Origin of the sequence: Micromonospora sp. WMMD708 (assembly GCF_049315245.1) — a bacterium.
Taxonomy (GTDB): Bacteria; Actinomycetota; Actinomycetes; order Mycobacteriales; family Micromonosporaceae; genus Micromonospora; species Micromonospora wenchangensis.
Genome location: NZ_CP186060.1, coordinates 6063281 through 6079960 on the forward strand (window position 1 = coordinate 6063281; position 16680 = coordinate 6079960).

At 74.5% G+C, this 16680-nt stretch carries 19 protein-coding genes and 1 riboswitch; of the genes, 10 read left to right on the forward strand and 9 right to left on the reverse strand.

Annotated features, from left to right (window positions below):
- Nucleotides 1-102: 102 nt before the first annotated feature.
- On the reverse strand, nt 103-1638 hold the full coding sequence (locus ACN260_RS26695) for a glycosyltransferase (protein WP_422753592.1): 1536 nt from the start codon (nt 1636-1638) through the stop codon (nt 103-105).
- Between the two features lie 328 nt (nt 1639-1966).
- Between ACN260_RS26695 and ACN260_RS26700 the strand changes: the two genes are divergently transcribed.
- A complete protein-coding gene (locus tag ACN260_RS26700) occupies nt 1967-2395 on the forward strand; it encodes an ATP-binding protein (RefSeq protein WP_422753593.1) in 429 nt (142 codons plus the stop codon).
- 154 nt (nt 2396-2549) lie between these two features.
- Here the strand turns inward: ACN260_RS26700 and ACN260_RS26705 are convergent, their stop codons facing one another.
- A complete protein-coding gene (locus ACN260_RS26705; protein WP_422753594.1) occupies nt 2550-3440 on the reverse strand; it encodes a DUF3152 domain-containing protein in 891 nt (296 codons plus the stop codon).
- Nucleotides 3441-3608: 168 nt separating this feature from the next.
- On the opposite strand from ACN260_RS26705, the gene ACN260_RS26710 reads away from it, so the two are divergent.
- Entirely contained in the window at nt 3609-4877 is a 1269-nt protein-coding gene (locus ACN260_RS26710; RefSeq protein ID WP_422753595.1) for a DUF2786 domain-containing protein, read from the forward strand.
- Between the two features lie 33 nt (nt 4878-4910).
- On the opposite strand, the gene ACN260_RS26715 is transcribed toward ACN260_RS26710, so the two are convergent.
- The 5 genes from ACN260_RS26715 to ACN260_RS26735 all read right to left on the reverse strand — a co-directional run bounded on the left by ACN260_RS26715 (nt 4911) and on the right by ACN260_RS26735 (nt 8618).
- Nucleotides 4911-5420 (reverse strand): hypothetical protein, encoded by a 510-nt coding sequence (locus ACN260_RS26715; protein ID WP_422753596.1) that lies wholly within the window; start codon nt 5418-5420, stop codon nt 4911-4913.
- Between the two features lie 143 nt (nt 5421-5563).
- The gene (locus tag ACN260_RS26720) at nt 5564-5737 is read right to left on the reverse strand and encodes a CsbD family protein (RefSeq protein WP_088643694.1); all 174 of its coding nucleotides are present in this window, start codon (nt 5735-5737) and stop codon (nt 5564-5566) included.
- A gap of 145 nt (nt 5738-5882) precedes the next feature.
- Complete coding sequence (locus ACN260_RS26725) at nt 5883-8159, reverse strand: heavy metal translocating P-type ATPase (protein WP_422753597.1); 2277 nt, start codon at nt 8157-8159, stop codon at nt 5883-5885.
- Between the two features lie 14 nt (nt 8160-8173).
- Nucleotides 8174-8395, reverse strand: a complete 222-nt coding sequence (locus ACN260_RS26730; protein WP_422753598.1) for a hypothetical protein — start codon at nt 8393-8395, stop codon at nt 8174-8176.
- A gap of 16 nt (nt 8396-8411) precedes the next feature.
- A complete protein-coding gene (locus ACN260_RS26735; RefSeq protein WP_422753599.1) occupies nt 8412-8618 on the reverse strand; it encodes a heavy-metal-associated domain-containing protein in 207 nt (68 codons plus the stop codon).
- Nucleotides 8619-8711: 93 nt separating this feature from the next.
- Between ACN260_RS26735 and ACN260_RS26740 the strand changes: the two genes are divergently transcribed.
- From ACN260_RS26740 to ACN260_RS26750, 3 genes are all read left to right on the forward strand, one after another.
- Nucleotides 8712-9011, forward strand: a complete 300-nt coding sequence (locus ACN260_RS26740; protein WP_422753600.1) for a metal-sensitive transcriptional regulator — start codon at nt 8712-8714, stop codon at nt 9009-9011.
- A gap of 220 nt (nt 9012-9231) precedes the next feature.
- Entirely contained in the window at nt 9232-10575 is a 1344-nt protein-coding gene (locus tag ACN260_RS26745; RefSeq protein ID WP_422753601.1) for a YibE/F family protein, read from the forward strand.
- A gap of 166 nt (nt 10576-10741) precedes the next feature.
- A riboswitch (cyclic di-AMP (ydaO/yuaA leader) is annotated at nt 10742-10873 on the forward strand.
- 3 nt (nt 10874-10876) lie between these two features.
- Complete coding sequence (locus ACN260_RS26750; RefSeq protein ID WP_422753602.1) at nt 10877-11902, forward strand: coiled-coil domain-containing protein; 1026 nt, start codon at nt 10877-10879, stop codon at nt 11900-11902.
- 88 nt (nt 11903-11990) lie between these two features.
- Here the strand turns inward: ACN260_RS26750 and ACN260_RS26755 are convergent, their stop codons facing one another.
- Nucleotides 11991-12683 (reverse strand): carbonic anhydrase, encoded by a 693-nt coding sequence (locus tag ACN260_RS26755; protein ID WP_422753603.1) that lies wholly within the window; start codon nt 12681-12683, stop codon nt 11991-11993.
- 244 nt (nt 12684-12927) lie between these two features.
- Between ACN260_RS26755 and ACN260_RS26760 the strand changes: the two genes are divergently transcribed.
- The gene (locus ACN260_RS26760) at nt 12928-13254 is read left to right on the forward strand and encodes a helix-turn-helix transcriptional regulator (RefSeq protein WP_422753604.1); all 327 of its coding nucleotides are present in this window, start codon (nt 12928-12930) and stop codon (nt 13252-13254) included.
- A gap of 97 nt (nt 13255-13351) precedes the next feature.
- Here the strand turns inward: ACN260_RS26760 and ACN260_RS26765 are convergent, their stop codons facing one another.
- Nucleotides 13352-13954 carry a lipocalin family protein gene (locus tag ACN260_RS26765; RefSeq protein ID WP_422753605.1) on the reverse strand — a complete coding sequence of 201 codons (603 nt, stop codon included), beginning with the start codon at nt 13952-13954 and terminating at the stop codon, nt 13352-13354.
- 239 nt (nt 13955-14193) lie between these two features.
- Here ACN260_RS26765 and ACN260_RS26770 point away from each other — a divergent pair, with 239 nt between their 5' ends.
- The 4 genes from ACN260_RS26770 to ACN260_RS26785 all read left to right on the forward strand — a co-directional run bounded on the left by ACN260_RS26770 (nt 14194) and on the right by ACN260_RS26785 (nt 16566).
- The gene (locus tag ACN260_RS26770; protein ID WP_422753606.1) at nt 14194-14565 is read left to right on the forward strand and encodes a hypothetical protein; all 372 of its coding nucleotides are present in this window, start codon (nt 14194-14196) and stop codon (nt 14563-14565) included.
- 264 nt (nt 14566-14829) lie between these two features.
- Nucleotides 14830-15627: a hypothetical protein gene (locus ACN260_RS26775; protein ID WP_422753607.1), complete on the forward strand. Its 798-nt coding sequence runs from the start codon at nt 14830-14832 to the stop codon at nt 15625-15627.
- Between the two features lie 116 nt (nt 15628-15743).
- A complete protein-coding gene (locus ACN260_RS26780; protein WP_422753608.1) occupies nt 15744-16094 on the forward strand; it encodes a hypothetical protein in 351 nt (116 codons plus the stop codon).
- Between the two features lie 46 nt (nt 16095-16140).
- Nucleotides 16141-16566 carry a TIGR03618 family F420-dependent PPOX class oxidoreductase gene (locus tag ACN260_RS26785; RefSeq protein WP_422753609.1) on the forward strand — a complete coding sequence of 142 codons (426 nt, stop codon included), beginning with the start codon at nt 16141-16143 and terminating at the stop codon, nt 16564-16566.
- The last annotated feature ends 114 nt before the right edge of the window (nt 16567-16680 follow it).

The following is a 16680-nucleotide window of genomic DNA, read 5'->3' on the forward strand; positions in this document are numbered from 1 at the left end:
CTCTCGTCGTCGGCGGCGGGTAGCCGCCGCACCATGGTCAGCCCCCGCCCGGGGGTGGTCTCCGGGGTGATGCTGCCACCATCGCCTCGGCCAGTCCCCGGGTCAGCGGCGGATGGCCCGCCGGATCGACTCGGGCACCCGGCGGGCCACCGCCCGCCGCAGCCGGAAGCGCAGGCTGCCCAGGTACGGCACGGAGACCGGCCGGGCCCCGTCGGTCGCGCAGCGGAAAGCCACCGGGAGTACGGCGTCCTCGGTCCAGCCGCAGCAGGTGACCCGGGCCTTGAGGTCCCAGGTGCCCCTGCTCCGGCCACCGTTGAGGGCACCGACGTCGAGGCGGGCGGTGCCCCGCTGGACCAGCCGCAGCTCGCCGTCGGCCGCCGGGACCAGCTCGACCGTGCCGGTGACCGGCACGAAGAACTCCTCCCGGGTGTCGCGCCGCCGGGCGATCACGTCGAGCTTGGACTGTTTGATCCGGGCGGTGGCGTCCCGCAGGTCGGCCGGCACGTCGTCCACCGGTACCACCAGCAGCCGCTGCTCGCCGTCGGCGGTGAGGGTGAGCGGCCGGTCGCCGAAGAACAGCTCGACGGTGAGGGTGACGGTCAGGGTGCTGGCGTCCTGCTCGACCCGCTGCACGGTGGGCACGGCCCGGACGGCCGCCTCCCACCCGGCGAGCCGGCGCAGGTCCGGGGTGCGCCCCTGCTCGATGAGCCGGGTGATGATCCGTTGCAGCGGCGGCAGGCCGGCCGCGACACCCGGGGCGAACCGGTCCCGGATCGTCCGCTGCGCCTCGCCGACCAGCTGGTCCACCCAGTCGGCGGGGGCGTCGAGCAGCCGCCGGCCGCGCACCCGGGACACCATCTCGTTGCGCAGCCAGCGCCGGTGCAGCCGGTCGCGCAGCGGGCCGGGCTCGGTGTGCGCGTCGACGATGTCCAGCGCCTCGCGCAGGTTGACGAAGTAGCCGGCCGGCTCCAGCGCGGTGGCCGTGACGTTGCCGGCGTCGACCCGCCGCTGGTGGTGGTAGCAGACGTAGTCGGCCAGCACACAGGTGCGCTTGGACAGGAAGTACGCCCGGGTGACGAAGACGTGGTCCTCCAGCCGGCGCTTGCCCTCGGGGAAGCGCAGGTCGTGCTCGACGAGGAAGGAGCGCCGGAACAGCTTGTGCGCGGTGAGGCTGTCGATCAGGGGCGCGTTCTCCAGCGTGGCGTCGAACCGGTTGCGCCGGAACAGCTCACGCGGCACCGAACGGCGGTGCCCGGCCATCTTGCCGATCACCAGGTCCGCGTCGTGCTCGGTGGCGCAGGCGTACAGGCGTTCCAGCGCCTCCTCGCCGAACCAGTCGTCGTCGTCGGCGAAGAAGACGTACTCGCCCCGGGCGTGTTCGACGCCGAGGTTGCGGGGGCGCGACGGCCAGCCGGAGTTGTCGATGTGCAGCACCCGGAAGTGCGGATGGGCGGCGGCCAGCTCGTCGAGGCGGGGGCCGGTCGAGTCGGTCGAGCCGTCGTCGACGAACATGACCTCGAACTCACCGGCGGGCAGCGACTGGCCCAGCAACGAGGTGACGAGCTTCTCGATGTGCGGCCCGGAGTTGTACGCCGGGACCACGACGGTCACCTTGGGGGTCTTCGTACTGGCGGTCATGGCTCTTCCTGAGGCGGTCCGTGAGCCGGCGCGGGGATGCGCCCAACCGTGCGGACGGGCACCCGTTCCCGGGGCGTTCCGTCGCCGACATGGCCCGTTCAGTTTGCGGACTTTACGCGACCGCGGGGGCGGATGCAGGCCCCGAATCGGATGATTTCTGCGATCCCCGGCGGGACGCCGGAACCCCACCCACCCCTGCCTGGCCGACCACCCTGGACAGTGGCCCGAAGCACACTCCGCGCGCCGCTGGCGGGGGGCGTGGCGTGTCGACGAATCCCCGACACCGGGAGCGGGCATAGCGGGCCGCTACGCAGGGTAAACCGAGATCATGGCACAGCTTCTCACCTCGCCTCCCCCGCCACAGGCCGCCGAGTTGCGCCGGTGGGAACTGGCCGACCCCGCCGACCTACGCTCCCTGCGCGCCTCCCTGCACGAGGCCCTCACCGGTGAGCAACTTCTCGACGGTCAACGGATGGACGAGGTCCCCGAGTTGATCGTCCTGGTAGCTACCGAACTCGCCACCAATGCCCTCAAACACGGCATTCCACCCACAATCGTCCGGTTGCTGGCCGTGGACGACTCGCTCATCCTCGACGTGGCCGACCACGACCTCAGCACCATCCCCGAGCTGGCCGACACCCGCCCGATGGGGGCCGGGGGCCGGGGGCTCCAGATCGCCATGGCCGTCTCACTCAAGGTCGGCTGGTACGCCACCGACCGCACCAAGAACATCTGGGCGTCCTTCCCCCGCCGGTGACCGGGAAGCGCGACGGGGCGACGCGCGCTTGATCGCCGCAACGGGGCCGATGATGCGCCTTCGCCCGCCCGGGACAGCGCATCATCGGCCCACCCGGGTCGATCAACGTCCGCCCGGAGGCAGGGCGTCGATCAACGTCCGCCGGAGGCCGGGCTCAGTCGTCGGAGGGGATCGGGTCGTCGTACTCGCCGGCCGGGCCGGTGAGCAGGCTGCCGCCCACCATCGGCCAGGCGTTCGGCCGGCAGCCGTGCAGGCCGAGGGTCTGCTGCTGCATCACCGGGGCCGGCCCGCCCGCCGCCGGACACCGTTCGTGCCCCCGGCCCAGCCGGTGCCCCACCTCGTGGTTGAGCACGTACGCCCGGTAGGTGCCGAGGTCACCCCGGAAGTCGGGAACGCCCCGGGCCCAACGCGCCACGTTGATCACCACCCGGTCGCCGTTGCGGCAGGAGGTGTACCGGTCGGAGGTGTCCCCGCACAACTCGCCCCGGGTGACCGGGGTGGTCAGCAGCACGGTGAAGTCGGCCGGGGTGTCGCCGCCGACCCGTTGCAGCCGCCACCGGCCGTCGGCGGTCCAGCCCCGGCGGTCGGCGAGCACCACCGCCACCTCCCGCCCGAACCGCTCCGGGTCGACGTCGTCGATGCCGCCCTCCACCGCCACCCGGTAGCGCAGGAGCTGCCCGCCGCGCCCGGCCACCGCGCCCTGGGCGGTCGCCGTCCGCCAGGTGCCGGTCCCCCGCTGCGGATAGCGCAACGCCGCCGGGGCGGGCTTGGCGGCGGGGGGCACGGCGGAGGAGAGCGGGGCGGGTGCCTGCGCCCCGGGCGGTGCCGGCGGCACCGCCGCGTTGGCCGGCCGGAGCGGTTCCCGGCGTACGTCGCCGACGAGGGCACCCAGGTCGACGCCCTGCCGCTGGGCCACCACCGCACCACCGGCGGCCAGCGCGGCCACCACCAGCACCGCCGTCAGGACGCCGGCCGGGGTCACACCCCGCCGTCGTCCCCGGTGCCGGCCGCGGTCAACGGACTCGCTCACCGTCAGGGTGCTCACCGTTCGCCTCCTGTGTCCACCCGGGTCCACTCCGGGCAGGAGTACGGGCGCGGGCGACGAACGGATGAGTGGCGGGGACGGGCAATCCGGGCCCGGGTACCGTTGCCGGGCAGACACTCCCGACGATCCGGACACCAGCCGGCCGTCGTCCCCCAGGAAGGACCACAGGTGCCGGACGCCGACGCCCTCATCACCGCCGCGGTCGCGGCGGTGCGCGGCACCGACGTACGCGACGCGGAGCGGAAGCTGGACCGGCTGGTGGTCGGCAGCGCCCCGGCGCGGGCCGACGACGACGGCGGCCGGGACGTTCCCGCCGGGCCGGCGGCGGTGGACGCCGCGCTGCTGCGCCGGCTCGCCGCCGCCGTGCACCGGCTCTGGCCCCGGGGCTGGCAGCCGGCCGACGTGGCCCGGATCGTGGCCCGCCGGCTCGGCGCGCGCCCCGGCCGGCTGGTCGTCGACGCGCTCGCCGCCGACCGGGCGGCCCAGCCCGGCCCGGTGCCGCAGTGGTGGGACGACCAGTTGACCGACCTGGACGCCCGGGTCCGCTGGGACGACGACGCGGACTGGCTGGGCGGATGGGCGGCCCGCGAGGGCACCGACCGGATCGCCGCCCTGCGGGACGGGGTCGAGGTGCTGGCACTGCTGGCCGGCCTGCCGCCGGTGGCGGTGCTACGCCCGCCGCCCGGCGGCGTGGGTGCCGCGACGGTGGCCGGGGCCCCCGGGCCGTCCGGCTCCCGCGTCCTCGACCGGGTACGGGCGCTGCTGGCCAAGGCGGAGTCCACGACCTTCCCCGCCGAGGCGGAGGCGTTCACCGGGAAGGCGCAGGAGTTGATCGCCCGGCACAGCCTGGAACGGGCGCTGGTCGAGTCGACGGCCACCCACCCGGACCAGCCCGGCGGGGTCCGGATCAGCACCGACGCCCCGTACGCGGGCGCGAAGGCGCTGCTGGTGCAGGAGGTGGCGGCGGCGAACCGGTGCGAGTCGGTCTGGTCGGACGATCTCGGCTTCGCCACCGTGCTCGGCTTCCCCGCCGACCTGGAGGCGGTGGAACTGCTGCACACCTCGCTGCTGGTGCAGGGCACCGCCGCGATGCTGCGCGGCCGGCGGGAACGGCGCGGCGGCGGCCGGCGGACGAAGGCGTACGACGAGGCTTTCCTGCACGCCTTCGCCAGCCGCATCGGTGAGCGGCTGCGGGCCGCGACCGACGCGGCGGACCGGCAGGCGGCGCAGGACGCCGGGGCGGACCGGCTGCTGCCGGTGCTCGCGGCCCGCTCCGGCGCGGTACGGGAGCGGATGGACACCCTCTTCCCTGGTGTCACCCGGGCCCGGCTGACCGTGCGGGACGCCGAGGGCTGGCAGTCCGGCACCTCGGCCGCCGACCGGGCCTCGCTCGCCGGCGGCACGTCGCCGTCGCGCCCGCTGCCCGGTCGACGTTGAGCCGTAGCGGTCGATGCTGAGCCGTGGCCCGGCTCAGACGTGGCAGTCGCGGGTGAGCCGGGGCGGGATGTCGACGAAGTCGGTGCCCATCCAGCTCGCCGGGCTCTTGGCCGCCGCACCGGCGTCGATCTTCGTGGCGGTCTCCTCGACCAGCTTTCTGATCCGGTCGTCCTTGGCCTTGCGGGCCTGCGCGCGGACGTCGTCGGCGAGCCGGCTCAGCCGCCCCTTGAGTTTGCCGTTGAGCTGTTCCGGGGTGAGTTCCTCCCGGGTGGCGTCGGCCGAGTCGGCGGTGATCTGCCGACTACCGTCGATGATCAACTGGTCGACGGCGCGGCAGACCTGTGCGGTGTTCGCGGCGGTGCCGGTGGTCGGCGCGGTGCTCTCCGGGGCGGGGGTGGCCGTCGCCTCCGGTGTGGGTTGCCCGGTGGTGGCGGTGGCCGACGGGCCGGGTGCGGCGTCGGTGCCGGTTTCACCGTCCGAGCAGCCGGTGGCGAGGACGGCGAGGACGGCGAGGGTGAGTGCGGTGGCGGAGCGGCGATGCATCGGCTTTCCCCGTTCGGTGTGACGGCCGTACCGCGACACGATGCCGCACGTTCGGGCGGGAAATCGAATCGGCGGTCACCGGCGGGCCCGGACACGCGTCACGCCGGCCCGACGGGGTCGGTCCGGCGTGACGGCGGTGCGGTTCAGCTCTTGAAGGCGTCCTTGACCTTCTCGGCGGCCTGCTTGAGGCTGGACTTGGCCTGGTCGTTGCGGCCCTCGGCCTCGAGGCGCTCGTTGTCGGTCGCCCGGCCGACGCCTTCCTTGATCTTGCCGGCGGTGTTCTCGGTCGTGTTGCCGATCTTGTCGTCGAACCCCATGAGAGCCTCCCGAATTAAGCATTTCCTCCAACGCCACCCAGATACCCCCGCCTCCCCTCCCCAAAACACCTCCACCACCGGCCCCAGCCCGTTGATCAAGAGGTTTGCGTCACCCGCCGGCTCGCGGGTGACGCAAACCTCTTGATCAACTCGATCGTCCGGGGTGGAGGGTGGTGGTGGAGAAGCGGCGGAGGCGGAGGCTGTTGGCGACCACGAAGACCGACGAGAAGGCCATCGCCGCGCCCGCGATCATCGGGTTCAGCAGCCCGGCGGCGGCCAGCGGGAGGGCGGCCACGTTGTAGGCGAACGCCCAGAACAGGTTCCCCTTGATCACCGCGAGGGTGCGCCGGGAGAGCCGGATCGCGTCCACCGCGGCGGTCAGGTCGCCCCGGACCAGGGTCAGGTCGGACGCCTCGATCGCCACGTCGGTGCCGGTGCCCATGGCCAGCCCCAGGTCGGCCTGGGCCAGGGCGGCGGCGTCGTTGATCCCGTCACCGACCATCGCGACCGTGTGACCCTGTGCCTGGAGCCGGCGTACCACGTCGACCTTGTCGGTCGGCAGCACCTCGGCGGTCACCCGGTCGATGCCGACCTCGGCGGCCACCGCCCGCGCGACCGTCGCGTTGTCCCCGGTGAGCAGCACCGGGGTCAGGCCCAGGGCGCGCAGCCCGGCGACCGCCTCCCGGCTGGTGGGTCGGACCACGTCGGCGACCGCGAGGACCCCCCGGGCCCGCCCGGACCAGCCCGCCACCACCGCCGTACGCCCGGCGGCCTCCGCCTCGGCCACCGCCCGGACCACCTCCTCCGGTACGTGCAGACCCCGCTCGCGCAGCAGCCTCGGCCGCCCGACGACGAGATCGTGGCCGTCGACGGTGCCGGTGACGCCGAGCCCCTCGGTGGCGGCGAACCCGGTGACCGGCGGCAGTTCTCCGGCCTCGGCGGCACCGGCGGCCACGGCGCGGGCGATCGGGTGCTCCGAGCCGGCCTCCACCGCCCCGGCGAGCCGGAGCAGCTCGGCCCGGTCCTGCCCCTCGGCGGGTCGGACGTCGACCAGGGTCATCCGGCCGGTGGTGACCGTGCCGGTCTTGTCCAGCACCACCGTGTCGACCTGCCGGGTGGACTCCAGCACCTCCGGCCCCTTGATCAGGATGCCGAGCTGGGCGCCGCGCCCGGTGCCGACCAGCAGCGCGGTCGGGGTGGCCAGGCCGAGCGCGCACGGGCAGGCGATGATCAGCACGGCCACCGCGGCGGTGAAGGCGGCGGTCGGGCCGGCACCCGCCCCCAGCCACCAGCCCAGCGTGCCGACGGCCAGCGCGATGACGATCGGCACGAAGACCCCGGAGATCCGGTCGGCCAGCCGCTGCACGGCGGCCTTGCCGGTCTGTGCCGCCTCCACCAGCCGGGCCATCTGGGCGAGCTGGGTGTCTGCGCCGACCCGGGTGGCGGTGACGATCAGCCGACCGCCGGCGTTGACGGTGGCACCGGCCACCGTGTCGCCCGGCCCGACCTCGACCGGCACCGACTCGCCGGTGAGCATGCTGGCGTCGACCGCCGAGGTGCCCTCGTCGACCCGCCCGTCGGTGGCGATCTTCTCGCCGGGCCGGACCACGAACCGGTCACCCACGACGAGTTGGTCGACCGGAACCCGGGTCTCCGTGCCGCCGCGCAGCACGGCGACGTCCCGCGCGCCGAGTTCGAGCAGGGCGCGCAGGGCCGCCCCGGCGGTCCGCTTGGACCGGGCCTCGAAGTAGCGGCCGGCCAGCAGGAACACGGTCACCCCGGCGGCGGCCTCCAGGTAGATGTTGCCGGCCCCGTCGGTGCGGACGATGTCCAGCCGGAACGGGTGGGTCATCCCGGGCATGCCGGCGTCACCAAGGAAGAGCGCCCAGAGCGACCAGCCGAACGCCGCCAGGGTGCCGAGCGACACCAGGGTGTCCATGGTCGCCGCGCCGTGCCGCAGGTTGGTCCAGGCGGCCCGGTGGAACGGCAGCCCGCCGTACGCGACCACCGGGGCGGCCAGGGTCAGCGACAGCCACTGCCAGTAGGTGAACTGCCAGGCCGGCACCATCGCCAGCACGATCACCGGCACGGTGAGCACGGCCGACACCCGCAGCCGGGTCCGCAGGGCGTCCAGCTCGTCGACCGGCGCACGGGCCGGTTCCGTCCCGGCGGGGGCGGGCGGCGGGGGGACGACGGCGGTGTAGCCGGTCTTCTCCACGGTGGCGATCAGGTCGTCCGGGGTGACCCCGTCGGCGTACCGGACGGTGGCCTTCTCGGTGGCGTAGTTGACGCTCGCCTCGACCCCGTCGAGCCGGTTGAGCTTCTTCTCGATCCGGGCGGCGCAGGAGGCGCAGGTCATCCCGCCGATGGCCAGTTCGATCAGGTGGGGTGCGGTGGGCGGGTTGTGCGTGGTCGGGGTCATCGCGGCACCTCCGGTCAACCGTGGGTGTGACCGGCCCCGCCGGTGACGGTCGGCGTCGGGTCGGTGGTGGGTTCGGGGACGACGGTGCCGCGGGCGGGTTCCGGGATGTGCGTGGGGTCGTGGCGGGTCTCGGCGGGCGGGGTGACGGGGCCGGTCAGCTGGCCGACCCCGTACGCCGCGCCGAACACCGCCGCGAGGGCGAGGGCGAAACCGCCGAGCCTGGTCGGTGTGTTCATCGGTCGCCCCGGACCGTCACGCCTCGACGAGGTCGTAGCCGGCCTCGTCGACGGCGGCCCGCACGGACGCGGTGTCCAGCGGACCGTCGCTGGTGACGGCGACCCGGCCGGTGGCCAGGTCGACCTGGACGTCGGTGACGCCGTCGAGGGCACCCACCTCGGCGCTGACCGCGCTGACGCAGTGCCCGCAGGTCATGCCCGTCACCTGGTAGTTCGTGATCATGTGGCTCTCCCCTCCCTCGTCCAACATACCCCCCAGGGGTACGTTGCCCTGCGACCGTAGCATACCCCCAGGGGGTACGCTATCGTGGTTGCCATGACCTCACCGAGCACCCCGGTCCGGGGCTACACCGCCAGCAAGGACCAGCTGCTCGCGCGGCTGCGCCGCGTGGAGGGGCAGGTCCGGGGCATCGAGAAGATGGTCGACGACGACCGGTACTGCATCGACGTGCTCACCCAGATCTCCGCCGTCCAGGCCGCCCTGGACAAGGTCGCCCTCGGGCTGCTCGACGGCCACGCCCGGCACTGCATGCACGAGGGGGCCGCCGAGGGCCGCGCCGACGAGATGGCAGCCGAGATGATGGCGGCCGTCGGCCGCCTGATGAAACGCGGCTGACCCGCCCCGAGGGGATGTGCGTCGCGGCGGGCCCGGCAGCATGCCGACGACCACGGGCAGCCGCCCGGCCGTACGGGTGGGTCGGCGCGTGGGCAGGCCGAACCGGGCGGACGGGCCGTGGTGGTGGCTACCATCGTCCGACGATGACCCGCCGCCCGTGGTGAACCGGCTGGCCGGCTGACACGTATCCCGTCCCGGATCGTTGGGAGAACTCGCACGCATGGGCGCCGATCACACCCGTCCCACCCCGTCCACCCCGCCGCGGGTGCGGCGGCTCCTCGTCATGACGGTGGTGCCGCTGATCGTGGTCACGGTGATCGCCACGCTGGTCCTCTGGCCCGGCACGACCCCCGAGATCGACCAAGGTGAGCAGGTGCCCCGTCACCACGGCACGGTGACCCGGGTGGTGACCGAGCCGTGCCCGCCCGCCCCGCAGACCCCCGACGGCCCCTCCGGGGTGGCCGAAGGGCCGTGCGGGACGGTGACGGTCGCCGTCGAGCAGGGGCCGGACGCGGGCCGGGAGGTGCAGACACCGGTACCGTCCGGGCCGGGAGCGCCGACGGTGGCGGTCGGCGACGAGGTGGTGCTCGTCGCGTTGGCCGACCCGAGCGATCCGTCGGCGAGCAGCTACCACATCGCCGAGCACCAGCGGGGCATGCCGCTGCTCTGGCTGGTCGCCCTGTTCGCGGCGGCGATCGTGGCGTTCGGCCGGCTGCGCGGGCTGGCCGCCCTGGCCGGTCTCGGGGCGAGCTTCGCCATCCTGTTGACCTTCGTGGTGCCGGGCATCTCCGCCGGGGGTGCACCGCTGCCGATCGCGGTCACCGGTGCCGCATTGATCATGTTCGTGGTGCTGTACCTGACCCACGGGATCACCGCGCAGACCTCGGTGGCGGTGCTGGGCACCCTGGGCAGCCTGGTGCTGACCGGCGTACTGGGCACGCTGGCCACCGCCGCCACCCACCTGACCGGGTACGGCAGCGAGGAGGCCACCACGCTGTCGATGTACCAACGTGACGTGGACCTGCACGGCCTGCTGCTGGCCGGGATCATCATCGGTTCGCTGGGGGTCCTGGACGACGTCACGGTCACCCAGGCGGCCACCGTCACCGAGCTGGCGCACGCCAACCCGGGGCTGTCCCGGTTGCAGCTCTACCGGGCGGCGACCCGGGTCGGCCGGGCGCACATCGCGTCCACGGTCAACACGATCGTGCTGGCGTACGCGGGCGCGTCGCTGCCGTTGCTGCTCCTGCTCACCGCCGACAGCCGCCCGGTGGGCCAGATCCTCACCAGCGAGTTCCTGGCCCAGGAGATCGTCCGCAGCGCGGTGGCGACCCTCGGCCTGGTGGCGGCGGTGCCGCTGACCACCGGACTGGCCGCACTGGTCGTGACCGCCGGACGGGGGCCGGCCGACGCCGGTACGGCCGGGCCGCCGCCCACCCCACGTCCGGCCCCCGACCGCGCCGAGGCGCTGGAGGCGTTGAGCGCGCCCCGGCACGGCGATCCGTCCACCCCGGCCGCCGCACGGTGGCCAGACCCGGAAAGGAGCACGGACACCGCATGGTGACACTGCGCTGCGTGACCGGAGGCGAGGTCGCGGCTGTCGGTCGCGTCACTGATTACCCCTCGCTATCGGGAAAATACTCATTTGGTCGGGTTGCGGGCGTAGATCCCCGGGACGACTCTCGGGTAACCTCGCTGCCGGTCACCGCCGAAGGCGCCCACCGGCGCCAGCGGTGCCACCGCCCAATCGCCGTACGGCGAGCCGGGGAACCGAGCACCCGGGGTGAATCCGCGCCAGCGGTAGGGGCCACTTCCGTCCCGAACCCGTCAGCTAACCCGGTCGGCGGTCGACGGAAGGGAAAACTGTGACGGCACCCCTACGCCGCTGGTTGACGCCGGCAGTGGCCGTACTCGCCGCCCTGGCGATCGTCGCCGGACCGGCCGCCGCCCCCGCGACGGCCGCGCCCAACGCGCCCACCCCCTCGGGGCACGAGGAGGACGACGAGCCGAAGCTGCTCACCGACGTCATCGAAGCCACCAACCGGGAGTACTCGGCGGCGAAGACCCGGCTGGAGAAGTCCAAGAAGCGCCAGCTCGAATACGCCATCGAGGTGGAGAAGGCGGAGCAGGAACTGGCGGCGCTGGCCCCGCAGGTCACCGAGATCGCCGCCCAGTCGTACCGGACGGGTCGGGTCGGCGCGGTCGCCGCGCTGCTGGAGAGCGACGCCCCGGACGCTTTCGTCCGCCGGGCCGCCGCCCTGGACGAGCTGAACATGGTCAACGCCGGCAAGCTGGCCGAGGTCAACAAGGTCAAGACCCGGGCCGAGCAGGCCAAGCTCGCCGTCGACGCCGAGGTCCGGGAGCAGCAGAAGCAGACCAACCTGATGGCCAAGAAGAAGACCGAGGCCGACAAGGCGCTGGCCCTGGTCGGCGGTCGGGGCTTCACCGGCGGCCTGGTCGACGCGACGTCCCCGGTGGCCCGCGTCGCCCCCGGCCAGAGCGCCAACGGCGATTGGCGCGGCGAGTCGTGCAGTGAGAACGACCCGACCACGTCCGGTTGCGTCACCCCGCGCACGCTGCACATGTACAAGGAGGTCAAGCGGGCCGGGTTCAACCGGTTCGTCGGCTGCTACCGCCCCGGTGGGCCGTGGGAGCACCCCAAGGGCAGGGCGTGCGACTGGTCGTTGCAGAACAGCGGGTTCAGCCCGTGGCACAACAACGACACCCGGATGTACGGCAACAACCTCGCCGCGTTCCTGATCCGCAACTCGGACCGGCTGGGCATCTACTACGTGATCTGGAACCGGCAGATCTGGTTCCCGGCCAACGGCTGGAGTTCGTACTCGGGGCCGTCCGACCACACCGACCACGTGCACGTGTCACTGCTGTAGCGCGGTGATCAGCCCCATCGGGGTCGATCGAGCAAGCGACGAAGGCCGCCCGGTCCAGCCGGGCGGCCTTCGTCGTGCCTGGGGCGGTTCAGCCGGGGACGGCCGCCGGGGCGGGGTCGACACCCGTCGGCACGGCGGGCCCGGGTACCGCGACGGCGGACGCCTGAGCGGTGGGCTCCTCGGCCGGGGCGACCTGGCGGACCTCGCCGGCGGCGAGCCGGTAGGACATGCCGACCACCGCGCACCGACCGGCGGCCACCTCGGCGGCGATCACCGGAGAGTTGCCGAGCAGCACTTCGACGGTCTGCGCGATGTGGATGTCGACGATCCCGTCGATGTCGTGCACCCCCTGCTGGGCCGCGCGGCGCAGGCTCGGCCCGACGGCGGCGACCACCGAGTAGAGGTGCCCCGGCGGCTGGGTGCCGGTGCGGGCCGTGTCCCGGGCAGCCTGCACGGCACCGCAGGAGTCGTGCCCGAGGACCACCACCAGCGGGGTGCCGAGCACCGTGACCGCGTACTCGACGCTGCCGAGCACCTCGGGCCCGGCGGTGTGCCCGGCGGTCCGGACCACGAACAGGTCGCCGAGACCCCGGTCGAAGATGATCTCGGCGGCGAGCCGGGAGTCGGAGCAGCCGACGATGACGGCGAAGGGATGCTGACCGTCGGCGACGGCGGCGCGGTGCCCGGCGTCCTGGTTGGGATGACGGGGCACACCGGCGACGAACCGCCGGTTGCCGGCCTGCAACTCGGCCAGCGCCTGGGTCGGAGTGATCGGGGCCATTGCCTCACCTCGGTCCGGAATCGCGCCTGGTCACGCCGGCCGGCGGCGACGACGGCCGTGTCCCCACGGTCACACGCAGCTAAAGGTACGTCAAGATTTCGTGATACACGTTTCAGGCGTCGGTCGGCGCGGTGTCGACGACGTGTCGGCCCCGGGGCGCGCACCGGACCGGTGGGCGACGCGTGGGCCCGGGTGCGACGCGTCGGGGCGGCCGGCGACGGGTCTCCCAGGAACGGGCCATACCATGACCGTCATGGCGACAGGCGGCACGGGGAGCACCCGGAACTGGACGTTCCTCACCAACCACGGTCACGTGCTGCTCGCCATCGCCCGCAACCCCACCGCCCGCCTCCGGGACGTCGCCGACGAGGTCGGGGTGACCGAACGGGCCGCCCAGGCGATCGTCGCCGACCTGGAGGCCGGCGGTTACCTGCGGCGTACCCGGGTCGGCCGGCGCAACGAGTACACGCTCAACCCCAGCGGCCACTTCCGGCACCCCGCCGAGGCCGACCGCCAGGTCGGTGCCCTGCTCGCCCTCTTCAGCCCCGACCCGACCGACGCCGGGTCCTGAGCCGACCGGCCCGGACGCCGGGGCCCGGCCGGACACCGCCGACCCGGCACACGTCGACGGCCCGCCCCGGCGGGGACGGGCCGTCGCGCGTGGAGGGTCAGCAGAAGCTGCCGGCTCCGCCGCCACCGTCCTGCCGGGTGGTGCGGAAGTCACACAGGTCGTAGCCGTTGGCGGTGAGCACCGCCTTCGCCGCCGCCGTCTGCGCCCCGGTCAGCGCCGGCTCCCGGGAGAGGACGAAGCCGGTGCTGCGGTCCGGGTCGCCGACGACCGCCCACCGGTAGTCGGGATCGAGCCCGATCACCACGTAGTTCGGCCCACCCAGGTAGATCCACTTACCGCCGAGCTTGAGGAAGGACACGGTCAACGCCGAGTCGGCCGGCGGGTTCTCGCTGCGGGCCCGCCCGGTGACCGCGCTGGTGGTGCCGAGGATGGTGCGGCAGGCGTTGCGGACCCCGATGGTGCCGTCGGGCTGGACGTCGTACCGCGCCGTCACGTTCTTGTAGCACTGGATCTCGAAGATCGCCGGGATGGCGGCGATCTGGTACCAGTCGCCCGCGTAGCGCTCGACGTCGACGTCGGCCACCGGGGTGAGCGGTCCGGTGTCGACGGCGGTCGGCGCGGCCTGCGCGGGTGCGGCGGTGGCCAGCACCGCCGCGGCGGCCACCGCGACGGCCGCGGCGACCTGACGGCGTACTCCCATGGTGTCTCCTCCGATTTGTCGGTCCGGCGCGACGGAGCGTCACGCCGCCGGCGGAATTGCCCGGACGCACCAGCCGGAAACTGTCGGCATTCTCATTCCCGTCGATGCATCCAGGCGCAGGCCAACGGCCGTATCCCTGGTGGGAACGGTCCGTCCACACGGCACACCGTGGCCCGACTCACCCCTCCGGTCGGGTCACCGCCGCTGCGCGGACGGCCGGTCGGGGATAGGTTGGACGGGTGATCCGCGTAGCCTCCACCCCGCCGTTCTGGGTGTCGAGGCTGCGCGACCTGACCCGGCTGGCGGTCACCGCGCTGGTGCTCGCCGCCGGCCTCGGCGGGTTCCTCGCCGTCACCGGTGGGCCGGCCGCCGTCGCCGCCCGACCGGCCGTGGTGACCTCGCGGGTGGCGACGCTGCCCGCCGACACCCGGCCGACCGGCGACCGGGCCGAGGCCCGGCCCGGTGACGAGCGGCCCGACGACGGGTCCCGCCGACCCCAGCCGCCGACGCCCGCCGTCGAGGCCGCCGCCCGGCCCGTCGCACCGGCCGCCGGGGCGACCCCGGACCCGGTCCGGGACGCCACCGGCCGGCGCGGCCCGCCCCGGAGCTGATCCGCGCGGCACCTGCGCCGCCCGTCCGGCCACCACCGGACCCCTGCCGACCGCGGCTCCGGGGTGCCCCGGCCGGTCCGACCGCGATCCGGAAAGGTCCGGTCCGGCAGATCCGGTCCGAACCGATCCGACCGGCAGGTCCGGTCCGACCGGCAGGTCCGGTCCGACCGACCCGGTCCGCCCGCCGCAGGACGCGCCGCACAGCTCCCGCCCGCTGCCGGGCCCCCGTCCGTCCACATCGTTGTCCACCGTGAGGTGTTGGTGATGCAGACCGTCTTCTCCGCCGTCCTGCCCGATGTCCCCGCCGCCGCCGCGATCTGGCTGATCCTGCTCGCCCTCGCCGCTGTCGCCGTCGCGGCCCTGGTGGTCCGGCCCGGCCGGCTCCGGCTGGCGGTGGCCGGCCGGTTCCGCGACGCCGCCCTGCCCGACGACCCGGAACGTGCCGAGCAGGACCGGGAGCACACCCGGTACGCCGAGGAGGTCGCCGTGGCGGCCGACCGGGCCGGCACCACGGCGAGCCGGCTGCGGGCCGAGTGGCTCGTCACCCAGGACGAGGTCGAGTCGGCCTGGACGGCTCTGGAGGCGGCCGAGGCGCACCTGCGCCGGCTCGCCGCCGCCGCGGTCATGCCCCTGCCGCACACCGGTCAGACCCCCGCCGAGTACGCCGACCGGGAACGCTGGCTGCACCGGGCCGCCGAGGAGGCGCATCGGCGGGGTGAGCTGTCGGACGCGCAGCTCGCCGACGCGCTCGCCCACCGGGCCGGCTGGGACCCGCGCCGGCACCCGGTGGAGCAGGAACTCGTGCTGCGCCGCGCGACCCGGGACCACCTGGCGGCCCGGCACCGGGCGGCGGTCGCCCGGGAGCAGGCGGCCTGGCGGGCCGCCGACCTGGCCGGCGCGGCGGCCCGCAGCCTGCGCGACGAGGCGTTCGCCGCGCGGGAGCGCCGCCCGGAGCGGGCCGAGTCGGTGCTGCCGATGCCGGAGGCTCCCCGCCCGACGGCGGACACCACCCGGGAGAACCCGGTCGTGGCGCGCGGCCGGGCTGCCGTCGCCGCCTACTGACCCACCTCCCGACGACGTCGCCGCCACCGGGCCGGGCCGCGCCACATGCCGGTGACGGCGGCGCGTCGCGTTCCGGACCGCGGCAGGCGGGCTGCCGCTGGACTAGCGTTGCGGGCATGTCCCGGGAGATGTGGGCGCTCGTCGTAGTCGGCGCGATCCTGGCGCTGGCGACACTGGTCGGCGCGGTCCTGCTGGCGGTACGGGTGGTCCGCACCCGGCGGCTGCTCGGCACGCTCGGCGTGAGCGGCAAGGTGGCGTTCTACGGCGCGCTGATCTACACGATCTGCCCGGTCGACCTCCTGCCCGACCCGATCTTCCTGGACGACATGGGCGTGCTGGCCGGGGCGTTGATCTACCTGACCCGGCTGGCCCACCGACGCCGGGCCGCCGGGCGCAGCCTGCCCGGTCAACCCGGTCGCACGGGTGTCCCGCCCGGTCCGGGCCGGTCCCGCCGGATCGTGTCATGATCGGGGCCGAGCCGGGACCGCGCCGGCCCTGGGACGGGGGACGGACATGGCCGGCAGGCATCGGTTGGACCCGCACGACGAGCGGGTCCTCACGTTCTGCCGCGAGCGGCACCTGGCCACGCTGACCACTCTGCGGCCCGACGGCACGCCGCACGTCGTACCGGTCGGGCTGACCTACGATCCGGCTGCCGGGCTGGCCCGGGTGATCACGTCCGCCGGTTCGGCCAAGGCCCGGTACGTCGCCGCCGCCGGCGCGGCGGGGGTCCCCGTGGCGGCGTGTCACCTCGACGGCCGCTGGTGGCTGACCGTCGAGGGCCGGGCGGTGCTGCGGACCGACGCCGCCGCCGTGGCCGAGGCCGAGCGCCGGTACGCCGAGCGCTACCGCCCGCCGCGCCCCAACCCGGAGCGGGTGGTCATCGAGATCGGCGTGACCCGCCTGCTCGGCTCGCTCCCGCCGCCCGCGTCCGAATAGGACCGGCGCGACGGGTCGCTGACCGTCGCCGGTGCGGGCGGGGTCCACAGGTGGTGGCCCATCGACGGTGATGGGTTCGGAGGGCCGGCGGTGGGTACAGGCCCCGCCAGGAGC

Excerpts from the sequence above, each read along its gene's own strand:
- ACN260_RS26695 (WP_422753592.1), bottom strand. The coding sequence starts at position 1,638 with ATGACCGCCAGTACGAAGACCCCCAAGGTGACCGTCGTGGTCCCGGCG.
- ACN260_RS26700 (WP_422753593.1), top strand. The coding sequence starts at position 1,967 with ATGGCACAGCTTCTCACCTCGCCTCCCCCGCCACAGGCCGCCGAGTTG.
- ACN260_RS26715 (WP_422753596.1), bottom strand. The coding sequence starts at position 5,420 with ATGCATCGCCGCTCCGCCACCGCACTCACCCTCGCCGTCCTCGCCGTC.
- ACN260_RS26720 (WP_088643694.1), bottom strand. The coding sequence starts at position 5,737 with ATGGGGTTCGACGACAAGATCGGCAACACGACCGAGAACACCGCCGGC.
- ACN260_RS26725 (WP_422753597.1), bottom strand. The coding sequence starts at position 8,159 with ATGACCCCGACCACGCACAACCCGCCCACCGCACCCCACCTGATCGAA.
- ACN260_RS26730 (WP_422753598.1), bottom strand. The coding sequence starts at position 8,395 with ATGAACACACCGACCAGGCTCGGCGGTTTCGCCCTCGCCCTCGCGGCG.
- ACN260_RS26735 (WP_422753599.1), bottom strand. The coding sequence starts at position 8,618 with ATGATCACGAACTACCAGGTGACGGGCATGACCTGCGGGCACTGCGTC.
- ACN260_RS26740 (WP_422753600.1), top strand. The coding sequence starts at position 8,712 with ATGACCTCACCGAGCACCCCGGTCCGGGGCTACACCGCCAGCAAGGAC.
- ACN260_RS26745 (WP_422753601.1), top strand. The coding sequence starts at position 9,232 with ATGGGCGCCGATCACACCCGTCCCACCCCGTCCACCCCGCCGCGGGTG.
- ACN260_RS26755 (WP_422753603.1), bottom strand. The coding sequence starts at position 12,683 with ATGGCCCCGATCACTCCGACCCAGGCGCTGGCCGAGTTGCAGGCCGGC.
- ACN260_RS26760 (WP_422753604.1), top strand. The coding sequence starts at position 12,928 with ATGACCGTCATGGCGACAGGCGGCACGGGGAGCACCCGGAACTGGACG.
- ACN260_RS26765 (WP_422753605.1), bottom strand. The coding sequence starts at position 13,954 with ATGGGAGTACGCCGTCAGGTCGCCGCGGCCGTCGCGGTGGCCGCCGCG.
- ACN260_RS26775 (WP_422753607.1), top strand. The coding sequence starts at position 14,830 with ATGCAGACCGTCTTCTCCGCCGTCCTGCCCGATGTCCCCGCCGCCGCC.
- ACN260_RS26780 (WP_422753608.1), top strand. The coding sequence starts at position 15,744 with ATGTCCCGGGAGATGTGGGCGCTCGTCGTAGTCGGCGCGATCCTGGCG.
- ACN260_RS26785 (WP_422753609.1), top strand. The coding sequence starts at position 16,141 with ATGGCCGGCAGGCATCGGTTGGACCCGCACGACGAGCGGGTCCTCACG.